The organism is Planococcus daihaiensis, assembly GCF_049262615.1.
Taxonomy (GTDB): domain Bacteria; phylum Bacillota; class Bacilli; order Bacillales_A; family Planococcaceae; genus Planococcus.
This window is the reverse complement of record NZ_CP175504.1, coordinates 111356-131840: the sequence shown is the minus strand read 5'-3', so window position 1 is coordinate 131840 and position 20485 is coordinate 111356. Positions and strand designations below refer to the sequence as shown.

21 protein-coding genes are annotated in these 20485 nt (G+C 47.0%); 20 read left to right on the top strand and 1 reads right to left on the bottom strand.

Features of this window, described 5'->3' with window-relative positions:
* Positions 1-2: 2 nt before the first annotated feature.
* The 12 genes from DHX103_RS00655 (at position 3) to DHX103_RS00600 (ending at position 8549) form a co-directional block, all read left to right on the top strand.
* The gene (locus DHX103_RS00655) at positions 3-500 is read left to right on the top strand and encodes a dihydrofolate reductase (protein ID WP_422123356.1); all 498 of its coding nucleotides are present in this window, start codon (positions 3-5) and stop codon (positions 498-500) included.
* Positions 493-1209: a lysophospholipid acyltransferase family protein gene (locus tag DHX103_RS00650; RefSeq protein WP_422123355.1), complete on the top strand. Its 717-nt coding sequence runs from the start codon at positions 493-495 to the stop codon at positions 1207-1209. Before DHX103_RS00655 ends, DHX103_RS00650 begins: the two co-directional genes overlap by 8 nt.
* Before the next feature lie 153 nt (positions 1210-1362).
* Positions 1363-2202 carry a DegV family protein gene (locus tag DHX103_RS00645; protein ID WP_422123354.1) on the top strand — a complete coding sequence of 280 codons (840 nt, stop codon included), beginning with the start codon at positions 1363-1365 and terminating at the stop codon, positions 2200-2202.
* Positions 2203-2244: 42 nt separating this feature from the next.
* Positions 2245-3048: a GDSL-type esterase/lipase family protein gene (locus DHX103_RS00640; protein ID WP_422123353.1), complete on the top strand. Its 804-nt coding sequence runs from the start codon at positions 2245-2247 to the stop codon at positions 3046-3048.
* Between the two features lie 5 nt (positions 3049-3053).
* Entirely contained in the window at positions 3054-3629 is a 576-nt protein-coding gene (locus DHX103_RS00635) for a YpmS family protein (RefSeq protein ID WP_422123352.1), read from the top strand.
* Positions 3630-3646: 17 nt separating this feature from the next.
* A complete protein-coding gene (gene msrA / locus DHX103_RS00630; protein ID WP_422123351.1) occupies positions 3647-4174 on the top strand; it encodes a peptide-methionine (S)-S-oxide reductase MsrA in 528 nt (175 codons plus the stop codon).
* Positions 4174-4599 (top strand): peptide-methionine (R)-S-oxide reductase MsrB, encoded by a 426-nt coding sequence (gene msrB / locus DHX103_RS00625; RefSeq protein WP_422123350.1) that lies wholly within the window; start codon positions 4174-4176, stop codon positions 4597-4599. Before msrA ends, msrB begins: the two co-directional genes overlap by 1 nt.
* A 116-nt stretch (positions 4600-4715) precedes the next feature.
* Positions 4716-4931, top strand: a complete 216-nt coding sequence (locus DHX103_RS00620; protein WP_422123349.1) for a YozE family protein — start codon at positions 4716-4718, stop codon at positions 4929-4931.
* Between the two features lie 69 nt (positions 4932-5000).
* A complete protein-coding gene (gene deoD / locus DHX103_RS00615) occupies positions 5001-5705 on the top strand; it encodes a purine-nucleoside phosphorylase (protein ID WP_422123348.1) in 705 nt (234 codons plus the stop codon).
* 110 nt (positions 5706-5815) lie between these two features.
* Positions 5816-7360: a S41 family peptidase gene (locus DHX103_RS00610; RefSeq protein WP_422123347.1), complete on the top strand. Its 1545-nt coding sequence runs from the start codon at positions 5816-5818 to the stop codon at positions 7358-7360.
* A gap of 62 nt (positions 7361-7422) precedes the next feature.
* Entirely contained in the window at positions 7423-8304 is an 882-nt protein-coding gene (locus DHX103_RS00605; RefSeq protein ID WP_422123346.1) for a CobW family GTP-binding protein, read from the top strand.
* Positions 8301-8549: a hypothetical protein gene (locus tag DHX103_RS00600; protein ID WP_422123345.1), complete on the top strand. Its 249-nt coding sequence runs from the start codon at positions 8301-8303 to the stop codon at positions 8547-8549. Before DHX103_RS00605 ends, DHX103_RS00600 begins: the two co-directional genes overlap by 4 nt.
* 60 nt (positions 8550-8609) lie before the next feature.
* On the opposite strand, the gene DHX103_RS00595 is transcribed toward DHX103_RS00600, so the two are convergent.
* Positions 8610-9950, bottom strand: coding sequence for an MATE family efflux transporter (locus DHX103_RS00595; RefSeq protein WP_422123344.1), 1341 nt, complete (start codon positions 9948-9950; stop codon positions 8610-8612).
* A 128-nt stretch (positions 9951-10078) separates the two neighbouring features.
* On the opposite strand from DHX103_RS00595, the gene DHX103_RS00590 reads away from it, so the two are divergent.
* The 8 genes from DHX103_RS00590 to DHX103_RS00555 all read left to right on the top strand — a co-directional run bounded on the left by DHX103_RS00590 (position 10079) and on the right by DHX103_RS00555 (position 20370).
* Entirely contained in the window at positions 10079-11161 is a 1083-nt protein-coding gene (locus DHX103_RS00590; protein WP_422123343.1) for an undecaprenyldiphospho-muramoylpentapeptide beta-N-acetylglucosaminyltransferase, read from the top strand.
* A gap of 16 nt (positions 11162-11177) precedes the next feature.
* Positions 11178-12131 (top strand): diaminopimelate epimerase, encoded by a 954-nt coding sequence (dapF, locus tag DHX103_RS00585; RefSeq protein ID WP_422123342.1) that lies wholly within the window; start codon positions 11178-11180, stop codon positions 12129-12131.
* A gap of 292 nt (positions 12132-12423) precedes the next feature.
* A complete protein-coding gene (locus DHX103_RS00580; protein WP_422123341.1) occupies positions 12424-15240 on the top strand; it encodes a 2-oxoglutarate dehydrogenase E1 component in 2817 nt (938 codons plus the stop codon).
* Between the two features lie 24 nt (positions 15241-15264).
* Positions 15265-16536 (top strand): 2-oxoglutarate dehydrogenase complex dihydrolipoyllysine-residue succinyltransferase, encoded by a 1272-nt coding sequence (odhB, locus tag DHX103_RS00575; protein WP_422123340.1) that lies wholly within the window; start codon positions 15265-15267, stop codon positions 16534-16536.
* 179 nt (positions 16537-16715) lie between these two features.
* Positions 16716-17306 carry a DedA family protein gene (locus DHX103_RS00570; RefSeq protein WP_422123339.1) on the top strand — a complete coding sequence of 197 codons (591 nt, stop codon included), beginning with the start codon at positions 16716-16718 and terminating at the stop codon, positions 17304-17306.
* An 83-nt stretch (positions 17307-17389) separates the two neighbouring features.
* A complete protein-coding gene (locus DHX103_RS00565; protein WP_422123338.1) occupies positions 17390-17587 on the top strand; it encodes a DUF6501 family protein in 198 nt (65 codons plus the stop codon).
* Between the two features lie 62 nt (positions 17588-17649).
* The gene (locus tag DHX103_RS00560) at positions 17650-18507 is read left to right on the top strand and encodes an ATP-binding protein (RefSeq protein WP_422123337.1); all 858 of its coding nucleotides are present in this window, start codon (positions 17650-17652) and stop codon (positions 18505-18507) included.
* 9 nt (positions 18508-18516) lie between these two features.
* Entirely contained in the window at positions 18517-20370 is a 1854-nt protein-coding gene (locus DHX103_RS00555) for a vWA domain-containing protein (RefSeq protein WP_422123336.1), read from the top strand.
* Positions 20371-20485 lie beyond the last annotated feature (115 nt).

Below are 20485 nucleotides of genomic sequence, written 5' to 3'. Positions count from 1 at the left end.
AAATGATTTCATTGATGGTTGCCCATGATCCCAATCTTGTAATAGGAAAAGATAATCAATTGCCGTGGCATATTCCTGAGGATCTGGCTTATTTTAAGAAACACACTGTCGGCAAAGGGATTGTGATGGGCCGCAATACGTATGAGTCCATCGGCCGCCCATTGCCGAAAAGAAGAAATATAGTGGTCAGCCGGAAGGAAGATTTGCAGATTGAAGGAACGGACATCGTCCATTCTTTGGAAGATGCCGTGCGGCTGGCTGAAGAAATGCATGAAGAAGTGATGATCATTGGAGGCGAACAGATTTTCAGGAGCATCCTCCCGCAGGCTGATCGCCTGTACATCACATTGATCCACAAAGAATTTGAAGGGGATACTTTCTTTCCTGAATACGGGGCGGATTGGGAGCTCGTGTCAGAATCCCAACGCTTTCAATCGGGTGAAATTCCTTTCAGTTATTTGATCTTTGAGCGAAAAGACGGAGGAACTTCACGTGCTTAGCTCAATCAAAACTTTCTCTTTTCTATTTGGGTATTTGCCGGTCGCTGCAGTGAAGCTTAAAAGTTTTCAAAAGAAAAAGCCCCACCTTTCAGTAGAAGAATATGATAAGTTGATCCATACGGAGCCCAGCAAGTGGGCAACGGAAATCATGCGGCGCACCAAAAGCGAAGTATCGGTAGAAGGTCTCCATTTCTTGCCGGAAGGACCTGCCCTGCTGGTGAGCAATCATGAAGGGAATTTTGATATTCCCGTAATCCTTTCGAGCATTCCGAAACCGTTCGGCTTCATCTCGAAAACAGAAGTGAAAAAGCTTCCCGTCATTCCGGTATATATGGAAGATATGAATTGTGTTTTCATCGACCGCACCGATCGCAGAAGTGCTTTGAAGTCGATCAGTGATACTGCTCAAAAACTGAAAGAAGGGCATTCCATCCTGATTTTTCCTGAAGGGACACGCAGCAAAGGCGAAGGCCTTGGGGAATTTAAAGCAGGTTTTATGCGCATTGCTACTGACGCAGGAGTGCCGATTGTGCCAATTGCGATAAAAGGAACAGCTGACATAATGGAAAAAAATAACAATAAAATCAGGGCTGCGAAAGTGAAACTGCAGATTCTCGAGCCGATCATGCCGGCTAAGTATTCCACATTGCCTTCCAAAGAAGGGATTCTATTAGTCCGGAATACCATCGAACAGGCGTTGGAGAAGTAGTGGAATTTTCATGAACTTAGGACTGTCTGGCTTAGCTGAAACGTTTTGAGCTGAACATATTAGTTGCTATGGATTCATTAAGTTTTTAGAATAGGGAATAAGGTATATAAGAAAAGATAGCTAAAAGGTATATCAGAAGAAGGAAGTGATGGCATGTCAAGGATTCATATTGTGACAGATTCGACATCGGATCTGCGTCCGGAAGTTTTAAAGAGCTATGACGTGCACATGGTGCCGTTATCCATTCAAATCGGTGACAAGACGTATTTGGACCGCGTTGATCTTGAACCCGAGTCGTTTCTGGCTTTGATGGCAAATTCAGAGGAATTGCCAAAAAGCTCACAGCCAGCTCCAGGTATTTTCAAAGAATTATATGATGAACTTGGGAAAGATGGAGATCAGGTCTTATCAATTCATATGACGGGCGGCATGAGCGGCACCGTTGAATCGGCACGTGCTGCTGCCGAATTGACCGATACAGATGTTACAGTGATCGACTCGCGGTATATTTCTTATGCACTTTCTTTCCAGGTCTTGGAAGCCGCTAAAATGGCGAAAGAAGGAAAGACAATGGAAGAAATTGTTGCCAAAGTCGATGAAATCAGAAATAAGACCAAATTATATGTGGTAGTAGACACCTTGGACAATCTTGTTAAAGGCGGCCGTATCGGAAAAGGGCGAGCGCTGGTCGGGTCTTTCCTTAAGATCAAACCGATTGCTTCACTGGATGATGGCGAATATACGCCAGTCGCGAAAGCCCGCAGTCATAAAAAAGTTGTCGACTATCTGTTTGAAGATTTTATTGAACGGACAAAAGGAAAAATCGTCAAAGGCGTCGGATTGGTCCATGCGGATGGTTTAGCAATGGCTGAACCGCTAAAGAAGCGTATAATTGAATCAGGCTTCAAGGATATCAAATTCGATTTCACGACCCCTGTAATTTCAACTCATACGGGCATTGGGGCCATCGGTTTTATGTTCTACACCGAATAAATAGATGTCTGCAGTTCTCATAACAGTAAAGGAGAGAAAAGAGTGAAACGCATCCTCTTAATCGTATGGTTGGCCACAGTTGTATTAGCGGGATGCAGTTCCTCTTTTATTTTTGGCAATGATGAAGCAGTACCCCGGCAGCAGACGGCATTTTCCGGTTATCAGGTTCCGCCGAACTTTGTTCCTCAAGCTTTGATCATCACCGCACTCGGTGATTCTTTATCGCAAGGTGTGGGAGATGAAGGAAATAGAGGCGGTTATGTCGGAAGACTGACATCTGAAATCCGGGATTGGCCAGGCGTCACGGGTGCTGCCATAGAAAATACAGCAAAGCGTGGCCGGCGAAGCGATCAATTATTATCGATGTTTCAAAAAGGTGAATTGACCGGACCGGTGACAGAAGCGGATTATATTCTCATGACAATCGGCGGCAATGATATTATGCGGATTGTAAAAAGGGACCTCTTCAATTTAAATCTTTCTGCATTCTCCGAAGAATTGCTCCTATATGAGAATCGCTACCAGAATATTTATTCCACAATTCGATCGATGAATCCGAATGCACCACTTATTATGGTGGGGGTTTACAACCCGTTTTCGTTGATAACGGATGAAATACAAGAATTTGATGAAATCATGGCGGCTTATAACAGTGCGATGGAAGAAACTCTGGCGGAAGATCCCCAGGCATGCTTCGTGCCGGTAATGGATCTGTTTGAAGGCAATGATAATCTTGTTTATCATACGGATTTCTTTCATCCCAATGGCAAGGGCTATGAATTGATGACAGAACGGATCTTGGAGCGCATGGGAGAATGCGGTTTGATTTTCGAAGACAGGGGTTGAGGTAAATGAAAAAATGGCGGTCAGCATTCATCGTATTATTGGCTGTTAATATTGTGGCTTTTATCGGATTCCTGTTCTTTATCACCATTCCCGATAAGGATTATATCAGTTATGAAGCGGAAAAAAGAGCTTATGTTGATGGGAATACGGTGACCGTGAGAACTTCCAAGGCCGATTTTGAAGGCATTGCGAATACGTATATTCAGGATGCAATGAAAGACCAGCCGATTCCTCTGAGATTATCAGTGGATGACGATGTTTCACTGTCCACTGAATTGCAGGTGTTTTCGATGACATTGCCCATCCTGCTGAAATTTGAACCCCATGTACAGGAAGACGGCAATCTGTTGCTGGAGCAAAAATCAGTCAATGTCGGCCTGCTCGATATTCCACCTGAATCCGCTTTAAAATTATTGCGGGATTCAGTGGAGTTGCCCGAGTTTATGGAAGTGAATCCTGGAGCGGAAGAAATTCTTTTACGGCTGTCAGATATTTCCTTGGATGATGGAATCAGCGTAAGAGCGGAATCGTTTAATCTGGAAGAAGACGACATCAGGTTGCGCGTGACTATCAGCCAATAGAAAGAGGGGGAGTAAATATGAAGACAGAAAAGGCTACATTTGCCGGCGGCTGCTTTTGGTGTATGGTAAAACCTTTCGACAGCCTGCCTGGCATCGAATCGATTGTCAGCGGCTATACCGGCGGAGATTTGGAGAACCCGACATATGAACAAGTATGTACGAATCTGACCGGACACAAAGAGGCGGTTGAAATTGTATTCCAACCGGAAATTTATCCATACGAAAAATTATTGGACGTTTTTTGGACACAAATTGATCCGACAGATGGCGGAGGACAATTTTTTGACCGCGGCTCTTCGTACGCTCCGGCAATCTTTTACCATACAGCGGAGCAGCGTGATGCAGCGGAGAAATCCAAACAGCAATTGGAAGCGTCCGGCAAGTTTGATAAACCGGTCGTCACTCCGATTCTGGAAGCCAAACCTTTCTATCTGGCTGAAATCTATCACCAGGATTATTACAAGAAAAATCCTGCGCATTATGAGCGCTATTCTGTCGGATCCGGCAGAGCCGCTTTTATTCAAAAAAATTGGGGTGGACAATAATGAAGGACGAATTAAAAAACAAATTGACGCCGATGCAATATCATGTAACGCAGGAAAGTGGCACCGAGCCGCCTTTCCAGGGGGAATACGACCAGCATTTCGAAGACGGCATCTATGTGGATATCGTTTCCGGAAAACCGTTATTCAGTTCGAAAGATAAATTCGATGCGCATTGCGGCTGGCCGAGTTTTGCTAAACCGATCGAATCGGAAGAAGTCAAAGAAAGCTTTGACACGAGCCACGGCATGCGCCGGACAGAAGTGCGATCTGCATCCGCCGACTCGCATCTGGGCCATCTGTTTCCGGACGGTCCATCAGAAATGGGCGGCTTGCGCTATTGCATCAATTCCGCCGCACTTCGCTTTGTGCCAAAGGAAGATCTTGAAAAAGAAGGCTATCCGGAGTACAAGGAGCTTTTTGAATAACATCGGATTAACTTTTGCATGAAGCCAGAAAATCAGCTAAGCTGACAATAACCACATTGCCCCGGGCGGGATGTCCGGGGCTTTTAAATTTCACTGAAAGGATGGATGCGATCGTTATGGACCGTTCATTTTATCATTTTGCATTGACCTATCGCGGAAAAACGAACGAGGATGACTTTTCCCGATTTGCGGATGCGATGTTCTTAGACCATGCCTTTCCAAAGGCCACAAAAGATTTTGAAAAGATTTCGAGGTATCTGGAAGAGCGGGCACATCCTGTCATGAAAGCTTCCACTTTCGACGAAATGTGGCTCGAGTACTCGAGCCAATAATGCTCTTCATTGCACTCAATGGCAAAAAACAGTATGATTAATACGACTAAAATAAAGTGAGGTTTTATCATGAGTGTTCATATTAACGCAAAAAAAGGCGAAATCGCCGATACGATTCTTCTTCCAGGAGACCCGCTTCGCGCGAAGTACATCGCGGAAACGTTTTTGGAAGATGTAACTTTGTATAACGAAGTGAGAAATATGTTCGGGTATACCGGCACATATAAAGGCAAACGCATTTCGGTACAGGGAACAGGAATGGGAGTTCCTTCCATTTCGATCTACGCAACTGAATTAATGCAAGAGTATGATGTAAAAAAACTGATTCGCGTTGGTACTTGCGGTTCCATCCACAAAGATGTGAAAGTCCGTGACGTGATTCTGGCACAGAGCGCTTCAACAGATTCAAACATGAATTCAATCATTTTTGGCAATGTAACATTTGCTCCGACAGCAGATTTCAGCTTATTGCTGAATGCTTATAATGCAGGCGTAGAAAAAGGCCTGAACTTGCGCGTCGGTAATGTATTCACTGAAGATGTCTTCTATAACGACCATGCAGAGCATGAAAAATGGGCGCAATACGGCGTGTTGGCTCTCGAAATGGAATCATCGGCTTTGTATACACTGGCTGCCAAATTTGGTGCACAGGCGTTATCAATCCTGACAGTAAGCGATCATTTGCTGACTGGCGAAGTGACAACTGCTGAAGAACGCCAAACCACTTTCAATGACATGATCGTCGTTGCTTTGGATGCGGCAATCCAGGACTAAATTAATTTTACGCAATCAAAAAAAGACTGTCCCAACAGTCTTTTTTTCGAATACTGAAGTCTGGCCAAAGAGTTTTGATTTGCCGGAAATTACGAAAGTGGTGAAATATCATGGATGAAAAACGTCCAGAAGAGGAAAATGAGCAATTGCCTCCAACAGAAGAATCGAAAGGCCATTACGTCCGGCTGAAAACCTTTTCCTTCATTATGATGGTGGTTGTGCTGATACTTGCAACTGCAGGATTAACAGTTTTCGCTTTGACATTCGGTGATGAAAAAGCGGTTGAAGTGAATTCGCCGGAACGACGGGAATTCCAGAAACTCTATACCGCATATGATGAAATTCAAAACAAATATTATGAAGATGTGGACAGAGAAGAATTGATCAACGGTGCCATTAACGGCATGGTTGACTCGCTTGGAGATCCTTATTCGGATTATATGAATGAAGAGGAAGCATCGCAATTCATGGAAGGAATCTCTTCCAGCTTCGAAGGAATCGGTGCTGAAGTACAGGAACGCAACGGTTATATCACCATTGTTTCGCCGATCAAGAATTCACCGGCTGAAAAAGCCGGAATTCAGCCGAATGATCAGATCGTCGCAGTTGATGGTGACAGCATCCAAGGCTTCAGCACGACTGAAGCGGTCATGCTCATCCGTGGCGAAAAAGGGACAGAAGTCACTTTAACGATCATGCGTGGTGAGATGCAGGATCCGATCGACGTTACAATTGTTCGGGACGAAATTCCGATCGAAACAGTCTACTCGGAAATGATTGGTGATAATGTCGCCCATATCCAAATCACCAGTTTCTCTCAGGACACGTACACCGAATTGCAGACAGCCATTGCTGATATGGAAGCAGAAGGCATGGAAGCAATGGTCATCGATGTCCGCCAAAATCCGGGTGGCCTGTTGGAATCCGCACTCGATATCTCCAATCTGTTCATTGAAGATGGAGAAGAGATGTTTGAAGTGCAGGCAAAAGGTCTGGAACCTGAAATTTACTTGGCCACTGAAGGCAATAAAGTCAAAATTCCTGTCACCTTATTGATTGATGGCGGCAGTGCATCGGCTTCTGAAATTCTCGCCGGAGCCATGAGTGAATCCGCTGGCATCAAACTTGTCGGAGAAACCACTTTTGGCAAAGGGACTGTTCAGACAGCCAATGACCTGGCAGACGGTTCAAACTTGAAATTCACGACAGCCAAATGGTTGACGCCGGATGGCAATTGGATCCATGAAAACGGAATCAAACCGGATGTGGAAGTCGCTTATCCAGAATATGCTTCCCTTCCATATATTGATGCCGACCTGGAACTGAAAGACGGAACGATTTCAGAACAAGTGCGGACAGCTGAACAAATGCTGGTAGCACTCGGCTATGAAGTGGGAGAAGTCGACGGTGTATTCGAAGAAGAAATGCTTGCAGCAGTGGAGAGTTTCCAAGAAGATGAGGAACTCGAAGTGACAGGAATCCTGACAGGCGACAGCATTTTCGCTCTGATGGATGCCTTGCGCACAAAAATTGAAGAAGAAGATCCAATGCTTCTGGAAGCCAAAAATCTGATCATGGAAGAAGCGGGAATCGAAGCTTCTGAACCGGAAACAGATGAAGAGGCTGAAGAAACAGAAGAGGATTCTGCAGAATAAACCAAAAAGGTCCGCGGAAGCGGACCTTTTCTTTCGGTAACGATAGATCGAGGAGGGCTAACATGGTAGATGTTTATTTATTCAGCGGGTTTCTGGGCAGCGGCAAAACGACGCTGCTGAAGAATATGCTGATTCAGATTAAAGAGGCGGGTTTGAAGCCGGCGGTTTTCATGAACGAATTGGGGGAACTTGCCATCGATTCCGATGAAGTGGAAGACGGTGTGCCGCTCAAGGAATTGCTGGACGGCTGCATCTGCTGCACCGGTTCTGAAAAATCCGAAGCGCAAATCCAGACTTTGCTGGCAGAAGAAGAGTTTGATGTGCTGTTAATCGAGACGACGGGTGCGGCGCATCCCGTTGAAGCGCTCGACGCAATCTTTTCGCCTTTATTCGCAGAACAACTGAATTTCCGGGGCATTGTCACGGTTGCTGACAGCAAACGCTGGTTGGACAGGGAGCAGCTGTCGCCGCAGATCCGTTCGTTATTTCTTGAACAGATCCGCCACGCCGATCTGATTCTGGCGAATAAGATGGATTTGCTGTCTGACAAGGAACAGGGGGATGTGGTTTTTGGCATTCAGGGATTAAATGCCGAAGCGCGAATCGTCCAGACTTCAGGAGCCAAAATTCCTTATAAATTATTGGAGACTTTGTCGACGGGGCCGAAAGCAGCTGTTGAAACAGCGGAAATCGGGAAACTGAATCTGAACACCAGAGTGCTGCGCTTTGCTGAACCGGTGAAACGGGAAGTTTTCGATGAGTGGTTGAGAAACTTGCCGGAGACGGTTTACCGGATCAAAGGCTACGTGCCGCTGGAAGGCGATAAATATCCGCATGCTTTCCAATATGCTTATGGCATGGCCCAATGGCTGCCGGAATATATGAAAATGCAGCCGCAGATTGTTGTAATCGGTGAAGGCATTGATGGAATTGAGCTGCTATGACCATAGAAGCGTACAGAAAGATTTGGCCGCAGCGCCTATCGGCTGCATCGATCGAGTCGGAAGAGGAGATGGAGCGGTTGATCGCCATCGAATTGAAGGATGAGCTGACCCATCCCCGCGTGCGGAAATCGACAGCGGAAAAGCTCGCTCTTGCCGTGGAACGGATTAACGCAGCGCCGTTGGAAACGGATGAGCAGCAGACATTAATCGAAACCTATAAAAAAATTGCAGCTCAGTTGGACTGAACCGCAATTTCGCCGCTGGTATTTTCCAGCGGTTTTTTTATTTCCATGAAAAAATAACAATCAATATCGTTTCTGGATCGCCAGTAAACGGATGGACAAAGTGACAGCTCCGGCAGTCAATCCGGCGATTAAGCCGATCCAGTAGCCGAACGCACCGTATTCCGTGAACCGGGCGAGCAGGTAACCCACTGGCAAGCCGATCACCCAATAGGAGATCAGCGCCATGATGAACGTGATGTTGACGTCCTTATAGCCGCGCAGCGCCCCCTGCACGGGCGCCTGAATGGCATCGGATAATTGGAACAGCGCAGCGAATACCAGGAATTGAACGGCAAGCTCGATAACTGCGGGATCAGATGAATACAATTGCGCTATCGGTTCGCGCAGGAAGAACAGGATGCCCGCAGATACAAAGCTTATGACAATCGCAGTTGATACTCCGAGCCAGCTGTAGAACTTTGCATCCTTGAAGCGTCCGGCACCCACTTCATACCCGACGAGTATGGTGGCGCCCATCGAGATGCTGAGCGGCAGCATATACAGCAGGGAAGTGAAGTTCAATGCGATCTGGTGGGCGGCAATTGTAATGGTGCCATACACCGCCAGCATAAATGTCACAGCTGAGAAGATGCTCGTTTCGGCGAAAATGGAAATACCGATGGGCACTCCGATACGGCTGATTTCCTTCCAGCGAACGATCGAAATTTTTTCCCAATTCCGGAAGATCCGGTAGCCTGAAAATGGACTTTGTGTCTGGATGATCACCACGCCGATCAACAGCACGAGCCAATAAGTGATGGCCGAAGCAAGGCCTGCGCCTGCGCCTCCGAGTTCCGGAAAACCAAAATTCCCGAAAATGAAAAGATAGTTGAAAAACACATTGATCGGTGCGGACAAGAGCATGATGACCATTGTGACGCGTGTAGCGCCGAGGGCATCAATATAAGAGCGCAGTGCATTGTAGACGAACAGTGGAATGAGGCCCAGGCTCATAAAGAAGATATATCTCTCCGCCACTGCCGCAACCACTGGTTCAAGATTCATCAAGCCAAGCAGCGGATCGATGAACAGGAAGAAAAATGCAAAGACGATCATCGCGAGCAGAATCGCGAGGTAAATCCCTTGCTGCACGGCTTCTTTGACATGTTCTTTTTTCTTGGCACCCATTAATTGTGCTACAATTGGAGTAATGGACATTAAGATTCCCGCGAGTCCGATATATACCGGAACCCAGAACGACGAACCGATGGAAACACCGGCCAAATCTTCTGTACCATAGCGGGCAGTCATGTATATATCGAAAAATGTCACCAGATACATCGCGACTTGTGTGATTAAAATCGGTAGAACAATTTTTACCAGTAAATTTAATTTCTCATATTTCGTATTCGTTTCATACATGGTCCATCCTCCTGAATTGCACTAGCCATTTGGCAAATAAAGACTAGTATAGCATATAAGCCAAGGCTGCTTAACGGTTCTGGAACGTAATTGCAAATGAAATCAACCAGATGAAAGTAGGATTTAGAATGAGCAAACGCACGATTATATTGACCGGCGGGGGCACTGCAGGACATGTTTCCCTCAATCAGGCATTAATTCCTGAAATTACCGGTATGGAATACGATGTCGAATACATCGGTTCAAAAAACGGCATCGAAAACGAACTTATCGTCGATTCCTATCCGGATATTAAATATCATGCAATCTCCAGCGGCAAATTGAGACGCTATTTTTCAATGAAGAATTTCACCGATCCATTCCGGGTAGTGGCAGGCTTGATACAGGCGATGATCATCATGCGCAAAACGAAACCGGCTGCTATTTTTTCCAAAGGCGGCTTTGTGTCCGTCCCCGTTGCGATGGCCGGAAAGCTGATGGGCATTCCCGTCATCATCCATGAATCGGATGTGACGCCCGGTCTGGCCAATAAAATCGCCATGCCGTTCGCGGATCATATTTTCACCGTATTCAAAGAAACGATGCAGCATGTGCCAAAAGTGAAATCCACGTGCACCGGCTCTGTTATCCGCAGCGAATTGATGGATGGTTCAGCAGCCAAAGGGCGCGAAATCTGCCATTTTGACAATGATTTGCCGGTGCTTATGGTGATGGGCGGCAGTCAGGGTTCGGCAGTGATCAATACGGCTATCCGCACAAATCTGCCGCATCTGCTCAAGACGTTCAATGTGATTCATCTTTGCGGCAAAGGCAATATCGATGAATCACTGGAAGGAATGGAACAGTATTGCCAATTCGAATACGTCACACATGAATTGTCCCATCTCTTGCATATGACTGATTTTGTCGTATCCCGGGCCGGTTCTAATTCCATCTTCGAATTTTTGGCCTTGAAAAAACCGATGCTGCTGATTCCGCTTTCGAGGCAAAAGAGCAGGGGCGACCAAATACTGAATGCGGAACTTTTCCGAAAAAATGGCTTTGCCCTTGTGTTGGAAGAGGAAGAAGCAAGCCCCGAACAATTTCTGAAAGCGATGGAACAATTAAAAGCGGACGAAGAAGTTCTGATTGAAAACATGAACGGCGCAGAACCGCCGAAAACGGCTTATGAAATGGCGAAGCTGGTTGTGGCACATACGAAGAAACGCTGATAATGGAGTGATGAAGATGAAAGTGGCTTTAGAAAAAGTACACGGATCGATGAATACTTTTTACATGGTGGAGGGCCCCGAAAGAACCGATTACGCTGAACTCGCGATGCAACTTTGCGACAGCGACGACAGTGTCGATGGGCTGCTCGTCATTCTGCCTTCACACAGGGCTCATGCCAAAATGCGGGTTTTCAACCGTGACGGTTCCGAAGCGTCAATGTGCGGCAACGGCTTGCGCTGTGTCGCCCGCTATGTCTGCGAAAAGGAAGGCATTCGGGAAGCTGTCATCGAAACGATGAAAGCTGATTTGAAAGTTAAAAAAGAAGAGACTTTGGAAGACGGCATTGACATGTATTCGGTCGAGATTTCGCCTGTTTCATTTCGCCTGGAAGATTTGCCGATGGCATACGCCGGCCTCACAGAAATGATTCTGCAGCCGCTTCCGGAAATTTCAGAAGAGATTTTGTTTTCTGCGGTGGCGGTGCCCAATCCGCATCTGATTGGCATTGTTCCGGAAGAAATTCAGAAAGACAGTTCCCACCAACGGCATTGGGCAGAAAAATTCAATGGCGCCAATGACTATTTTAGGGACGGCGTAAACGTCAGTTACGTCACCCCAGTGGAGCAGGGCATTTTTGTCCGCACATTTGAACGGGGCGTCGGTTTCACCAACGCCTGCGGCACGGCGATGACGGCTTCCGCACTCGTCAGCTGTATCGCCGGCATTGTGCCATTCGGTGAAGTGACAGTTTACAATCCAGGCGGCATGGTTAAATGTACGGTCACGAAACATGGCGATTCATATCAATTATTGCTGACCGGCAATGCCACGCGGATTTCAACCCACGAATACCAATGGGAAAAAGAAACAGCAGCAAGTGGCTTCGTCTCATCTGCCCAATTGGATGAACAGCCGCAGTACGAGGAATTCATAAAAGGAATTTCAGCTGTAGTTGAGCAGTTTGCTTAATCAAAAATTTGGTTTTATTTCTTCAAAATAATCCGCAGAGATGTTGAAAAGACACGAAAATTTCCGAATTTCATCGGAATTAAGGGATGAAAGCGCTTTACATTTCATTTTGTGAATAATTTAAATCAAAAGCATTGTTTTTTCCAATGGAAGTAGTAAGATTGATATGGAAAATTGTTCTTCAATTGCTTAAACGCCTTCTGCTTTGTGTCTAGCGGTTTGCGTGATAAAATATGGAAGACATATGTATTTATAGGACTGCCATTAAGGCAAAATAGTTGGAGGTTTTTTTATGTCTAGCAATTATTCAGATTCGAAATCCCCATGGAGTTCCATCACAGGTCCAAACCTTGGGTACGTTATGGAAATGTATGACATTTATCAGGAATCGCCGGAATCGATTGACCCGGAATTCGCTGAGTTATTCAAGCAATACGGACCTCCCGCTGAAACAGGCGATGACAAGCAGCCTGTCGCTGCCGCTACAGCTGAAGTGAAATCCGATCAATTCGGCAAAGTACTTGGCGCCATTCAATTGGCGGAAGCAATTCGCGCGCATGGCCATCTGGCATCGGATATTTATCCGTTGAAAGATCAGCCACGCGATACGGAACGGTTCGAGCTTTCCGCATTCGGCCTGACTGAACAGGATTTGAAAGAAGTGCCGGTTTCATTGGTACTGGAAAATGCTCCCAAAGAAGTGAAAGATGGGCTCGATGCCATCAACCACCTGAAATCACTTTATACGGATAAAGTGGCTTTTGAATTTTCTCATATCGTTCAGCCACAGGAACGCAGCTGGCTGCAATCGAAAATCGAAGCAGGCGAAGTGAAACCTTCACTTGATTCGGATAAGAAAAAACAAGTTTTGGATCTATTGACCCGCGTTGAAGGATTTGAAAAATTCGTCCACCGCACATTTGTTGGACAAAAGCGTTTCTCAATTGAAGGTGTCGACACGTTGGTTGTGTTAATGGATGAACTTGTCCGTTTATCAGAAGCAGCCGGCACAGAAAATATCATGATCGGGATGGCGCATCGCGGTCGTTTAAATGTGCTCACACATATTTTGAACAAACCTTACGAAATGATGTTTGCCGGATTTGCGCATATCGGTGATGAAGCATTCCTGCCGAAAGACGGATCGCTGAAAATCACCAAAGGCTGGTTCGGTGATGTTAAATATCACATGGGTGCTGCTTTTACTTCTCCACACGGTACGAACATCAAATTAGCCTATAATCCTTCGCATCTCGAAATCGTCAGCCCGGTAGTTGCCGGCCAGACGCGTGCTGCCCAGGAACTTACACAGCAGAGCGGCCTTGCGCCAATCGATGTGAATAAGGCTTACGGCATTATGGTACACGGCGATGCAGCATTCCCGGGGCAAGGTGTCGTTACGGAGACATTGAATTTCAGCCGTGTCCACGGTTATCAAACTGGCGGTTCAATCCATATCATCGCCAACAACTTGATCGGCTTTACAACAGAACAAGCGGATTCAAGATCTACTCATTATTCTTCTGACCCGGCAAAAGGTTATGAAGTTCCCGTGATCCACGTGAACGCCGATGAGCCCGAAGAAGTCATCGCGGTTGCCAAGCTTGCATTTGAATACCGCCAGAAATTCGGCAAGGATATTCTGATCGATCTGATCGGCTACCGCCGTTATGGGCACAATGAAATGGACGAGCCGTTGGTGACGAATCCGACAATGTATCACGGTATTCATAAACACGGTACAGTCCGCGAAATTTACGGTGGGCGACTTGCTGAAGAGAAAGTCTTATCTGAAGAAGACGTGAAAAAACTCGACAGCGACGTGCTGGCAGAAATGCAGCAGGCGTATGATCACATAAAAGAAAACAAATCCGATGATGCACATGAAATCGTCATTCCTGAAGCCGTAATGGAAGGTTTCCCGGAAGTTCCAACAGGCGTCGACAAAGATGCTTTGACGAAGATGAATAAAGAATTGCTGTCGTGGCCGAGTGATTTCGCTGCATTCGGCAAACTTGCCCGCATCTTGAAACGCCGTGAAGATCCGTTCACTGGCAAAGGCAAGATTGATTGGGCACATGCAGAAACCTTGGCATTCGGTTCCATCCTTCAAGAAGGAAATCCGATTCGCCTGACAGGACAGGATGCGCAGCGCGGAACTTTCGCCCATCGCCACCTGGTGCTGCATGATGAGAAAAACGGCAATCAGCTTGTACCCCTGCATCATATTTCCGATTCGAAGGCATCATTCGTTGTCTACAACACCCCATTAAGTGAAGCATCAGTCGTCGGCTTTGAATATGGCTATAATGTAGAGAACGATAAAGCACTCGTCATCTGGGAAGCGCAATATGGCGATTTCGCCAATATGGCGCAAATGATGTTCGATCAGTTCATCTCGGCGGCCCGTGCAAAATGGGGCCAAAAATCCGGCATGGTTATGTTGCTGCCGCATGCCTATGAAGGCCAGGGGCCGGAGCACTCAAGTGCCCGCCTGGAGCGTTTCCTTCAAAATGCAGGCGAAAACAACTGGACAGTGGCAAACCTTTCAAGTGCGGCGAACTATTTCCACATTCTTCGCAGACAGGCGAAAATGCTTGGGGAAGAGTCGATCCGCCCGCTGATCCTTGTATCACCGAAATCTTTATTGCGCCATCCTTTGGTTGGAGCAGATGTTGAAGATTTGACAGAAGGTCACTTCCAGACGATCATTGAGCAGCCGGGCATGGGCGAAAACACGAAAAAAGTGGAACGCCTCTTATTCGCCAGCGGCAAGATGGCAATCGACCTTGCAGACCGCGTAAAAGATGGAAAAGACTACCCGGATACGCATATCGTGCGGGTGGAGCAGCTTTATCCGTTCCCGGCAGAAAAAATCCAGGCCGTCATCAAGCGTTATCCGAAGCTGAAAGAACTGGCATGGGTACAGGAAGAACCGAAAAATATGGGATCATGGTCATTTGCAGAACCGCAGCTGCGTGAAATTGCAAATGGTATTGAGATAAATTATTACGGCCGCGTTATCCGTTCAAGTCCGGCGGAAGGCGACGGAGAATCACATAAAGTGGAACAGGCACGCATCATTGATGAAGCATTAGCTAAATCTTGAGCATAATCTAAGGAGGAATTTTTTGTGGCAGAAATCAAAGTACCAGAATTAGCAGAATCGATTACAGAAGGAACGATTGCACAATGGCTGAAACAGCCGGGCGATACAGTGGAGAAAGGTGAATTCATCGTTGAGCTTGAAACAGATAAAGTGAACGTTGAAGTCATCTCCGAAGAAGCTGGCGTTGTTCAGGAGCTTATGGCTGCTGAAGGCGACACAGTAGAAGTCGGCCAGGTTATCGCAATCGTTGGAGAAGGTTCTGGCGAAGGAACTGGGGCAACAGCTGAGCCGAAAGAAGAAGCACCGGCTAAAGACGAGCCAGCTAAATCCGAAGCGCCTGCTAAGCAGGAAGCGAAAGAGGAAGCACCAGCAGAAGAAGAGCAATCATCTTCTGACCGCACAATCGCAAGCCCGGCTGCCCGTAAATTGGCACGCGAAAAAGGCATCGACCTTGCTGCGATTTCACCGGTAGATCCGATGGGACGCGTTCGTGTTCAGGACGTGGAAGCTCATTCGTCAAAACCGGCTGCAAGTGCACCGGCTAAAGCAGAAGCTCCAAAAGCTGCTGCATCGGCACCATCTTCTGACGAAGAAAGCGGCCGCGTCGTCCGTGAAAAAATGTCAAGACGCCGTCAGACAATCGCGAAGCGTTTGCTTGAAGTGAAGCAATCGACAGCAATGCTGACTACGTTCAACGAAATTGATATGACGAATGTTATGGCGCTTCGCAGCCGTAAAAAAGATGATTTCCTCAAAAACAATGACGTGAAACTTGGCTTTATGTCATTCTTCACTAAAGCTGTAACTGCTGCATTGAAAAAATATCCTTACGTGAATGCTGAACTTGATGGCACGGATGTATTGCTGAAACAATTCTATGATGTGGGGATCGCTGTTTCGACTGAAGAAGGTCTTGTTGTTCCAATCGTTCGCGATACAGACAAGAAGAACTTTGCAGAGATTGAAAAATCTATCGGCGAGCTTGCTGTAAAAGCACGCGACAAGAAACTTTCAATCGCTGACATGACAGGCGGCTCGTTCACAATCACTAACGGTGGAGTCTTCGGCTCGTTGATGTCGACACCAATCCTGAACGGCACGCAAGTCGGAATTCTTGGCATGCACACAATCCAAAAACGTCCAATCGCTGTCGGAGACAATGTCGAAATCCGTCCGATGATGTACATTGCGCTTTCTTATGACCACCGCGTAATCGACGGAAGCGATTCTGTCGGCTTCCTGAAAATGATCAAAGAATTGATCGAAAACCCGGAAGATCTATTGCTTCAGGGGTAATAAAATAAATGGAGACGCCCATCAGCTTATTGCTGGTGGGCGTTTTTTTGATTTGTTGAATCTTATAATACGAAAATGATTAGATTTTGATAAATTTAAGTTCACGGGTGTTCTGAATTGCAGGACTCCCTATTTTTTGTCATGATTAGGGGAGTAGAGCCAGAAGGCGGTCGAATGGGATGGATTTATCTTTTTTTATGGACATTGTGAAAGAGTACGGTTATGTCAGCATGTTTATTTTCAACTGGCTGCTGCTTTTCGGGATGCCGATACCAAATGAAGTGGCCGCGGCATTTTCCGGCGTATTGACGGAAATCAGCTATTTTACCCCGGTTAAAGCTTTTATATCAGCCTATCTGGGACTAATTACGAGCAATACGTTCGCTTATTTTATCGGGCGCTCCTTCGGCCAGAAACTGCTGGACCGGTTAAGCCGGACGAAACTGAAAAAGCCGATTGCGAATTTCTCCAACTTTTTACAGAAACATGGAGAAATGGCGATTTCTTTCAGTTTCTTTCTGCCGGGCATCCGCTGGGCCATGCCTTATGTGGTAGGCGCCAATAAATATCCCATTATAAAATACATGCTATACGCTTATACCGCGGGATTTGTGTGGATGATGGTTTATTTTAATCTCGGCCGTACATTCCCTTATGCTTATCAATCCATTTTGAATAATTTACAAGTTTTTCTCATCCTGCTGTCGGTGCTAATTATTGCGTTATTGGTGGTGCGCTATTTATACAAGGAGCGGCAAGCCCGGAAATAAGAGACCCGAGCTTCACGGATTTGAAAAAAAGGCTGACATTCCTTATACTGAAATACATAGACATATAAAAAAGGATGAGGACTGTGATTCACAACGACTGGCTTACGAGAGAAACAATTCGCACGGTTACTTGCAAACATACGGACGCGGCAAAGTTTTTGGTGTCGAATGTTCTGACTGTGGGCAAAACCTATGAAGTAAAAAACGAAACGGAAGAATTCATATTTGTCATTGATAACACGGGCAAAATCGGTGGATTTTATAAAACTTATTTCGAATAAATCAACGATAACGAAAAGCCGATGCCTATTCATCGGTTTTTTTTATGGAAAGAGGGCTGTTTATGGATTTTATTGAGAAGGAAATTGCGGCGCGTAAAGAGAGACAGCACGAAGGGTACGAATCGCTGATCGGCACGGGGGGCTATATTTCACCGGACGCCAATCTTTGGGATGATGTCATGGCCGCAGTGGTACTGCGCAAACCGGTTTTGTTGAAAGGGCCGACGGGAGCAGGCAAGACGCGTTTGGCCGAAACAATTTCAGCGGTGTTCGGGCAGCCGATGCAAAGCATCAACAGCTCCGTCGATTTGGACGCGGAAGCGCTGCTCGGTTTCAAAACTTTAGTTCAGCGCGACGGGCAGAGCCACATTGAATTTGTCGAAGGCCCCGTGGTCACCGCAATGAAAAAAGGGCATCTCCTTTATATAGATGAAATCAATATGGCGAAAGCCGAAACTCTGCCGATTCTCCACTCGGCACTGGACCACCGGCGCATGATGACCAATCCGTTCACCGGTGAAGTGATCCAGGCGCATCCTGATTTTGGTGTAATTGCTGCCATCAATGAAGGCTATATTGGCACGGCCCCGATGAATGAAGCATTGAAGAACCGCTTTATTGCTTATCCGATTCCTTATCTGACCGGACAGCAGCTGGCTGAATTATGGGACCGCGAATTTCCGGATGCAGAACCGAAGCTCAAGGAGTTTATGCTGAATCTGGCGGAAGATCTGATGAAACAAGTTGAAAACGGGTTATTATCAGAAGAAGCAGCGTCAATCCGCAGCCTGTTGGATGCCACAGCGTTAGCTGAACATATGGATCCGATGCGGGCAATCAATTATGCCATTGCGCAGAAATTGGAAGATGAAAGTGAACAGGACCTGTTCATGGACCTGGCGAATACCTGGAAGAAGTAGGTGAGCCCAATGGCTTCTGTTAATCGCTTTATCCAATTTAATAATGAGACGATCGACACGAAAATGCTCTATCAGATGGAAATGCTTGCGGGGGCGCTGGCGGATGCACCGTATCTGAAAGTGACGACGCGCAAACTGATTGAGCTGCGTCCTGCAGAGTCGGCAATATCCGTCAGTGTCTTCTGGCGGCACCGCAGCAAACGAGTGGAGCGGCAAGGTTATCTTTCGGACATCTATTTGCTGAGTGCCGGTTTTTGGCGGAACTTCAATTTGCCGACATGGAAACGGTTTACGGCCGAAAGGTCAAAGGTCTCTTCACTGCGGGAACAATTGCTGCTGTGCGCCGAAGAATTCCGGATGTCGGAAAGGATTAAGCTCGACCGGCCGGGCACTGTGGATGCATTTGCCGTCCGTGAACAGGTTTATCGAGATTATCATGCAAACCAGCTGGAACAGAACCTGAAAAAAGGCTTTGTAGCTGACGCATTCTTGAATGCGGCCTATTTGAGCCTACGAGGCAGTGAGTCGGGAATGGGTGCGCAATGGGAACCTTTGCTGCAAATTTGGAAGGGGTTGTTTGATGCGCGTGCCACTGCCGATTCCGCTGCCATTGTTGAGCGGATGACAGGACGCCTCGATTATTTGCTGACAGCCGATATGATTCATACGTATTACACATTCGGTGATGCGGCGGAAAAGATGCCGCCGTTTCATTATCATGAAGGAATTGAAGCAGAAGAGGCAGAAGACCCCGAAGAAGTTGAAACGATTGAAGAATGGTTCCAAACCTGGCATCGCGAAAGTGAAATGAAGGAATCGCCGGCGATGGAGTTTGAACTGGAGCGCGGCGATTCGCAAATGGCTACCGGCGGGCGGGAAGAAGCCGGGGCAGACGAGGTGCAGCAAACGGGCCGGGGCGATTCCAGCGGCGAGCATCTGGAAGACAACGATGCAGAGGACCAGGATATGGACAGTGGGCCAATGAAAGCTGCAGGCAACTTCGGCCGGGCAAACGAGCAGGTCGTATACCATGAAAAGCGACTGGTGGCGAATGAAGACCGGAGCCGGCAGATTGCCGATTGGCGCAGAAAACAGGCACCGCATGTGCGCGCATTATTGAAGGAACTGAAAAAACGCATCACGCAGCGCCATCAGGATTACCGCACCAACTTGAACGCAGGCAGGCTGTCGAAGAATTTGCTGCCGCTGGCATTGGAAGAACGGCCGAAACCGTTTTACCGGAAGTCAGCGCCGTCAAAAGAGCTGGACGCCGTTTTCTGCCTGCTGATAGACGGTTCCGCGTCGATGGTCGACAAATTGGACGACACAAAACAAGCTGTCCTCTTGTTTCATGATGTGTTGCGGGGGCTCGGGATCCCGCATGAAATTGTGCTGTTTTACGAAGATGCCTACGAAGCGAGCGACCGCGAACAGCCGAATTATTTCGAATGGATGCATAAATTCGAGGATGGGGGCCGCGACCACGCGCAGGAAATTGTGTCGTTTGAAGCGCATGAAGACAATCGTGACGGTTTTGCGATACGCTGGATGGCAGACCGGATCAAGCGGCGCAGCGAGAAACACCGCTTTCTGCTGGTGTTTTCGGATGGCGAGCCGTCTGCCTATAATTACGCCGAAAACGGGGTGGTCGATACGGCCAATGCCGTGAGTGAGGCGAAAAAAGAAGGCATCGAGCTATTGCATCTGTTTCTCAGCAGCGAGCCGATTACCGAAGACCAGGCCGCATTTTACCGCATGATGTATGGCAATAAATCGGTAAGCGCCGATTCGCTGGAACATTTTGTGGACCAGACGCTGCGGTTGCTGAAACGGACCCTGCATTTGGTGATTCAGTCGGGCTAGGGGCTGATTATCAGTTTTAACCTTATCTAAATTACCATTTAAATGGATATACTATCCGCATTTCAGAAATACTGTCCGGAACCACAGAAATACCGTCCGGAAACGAAAAATACTG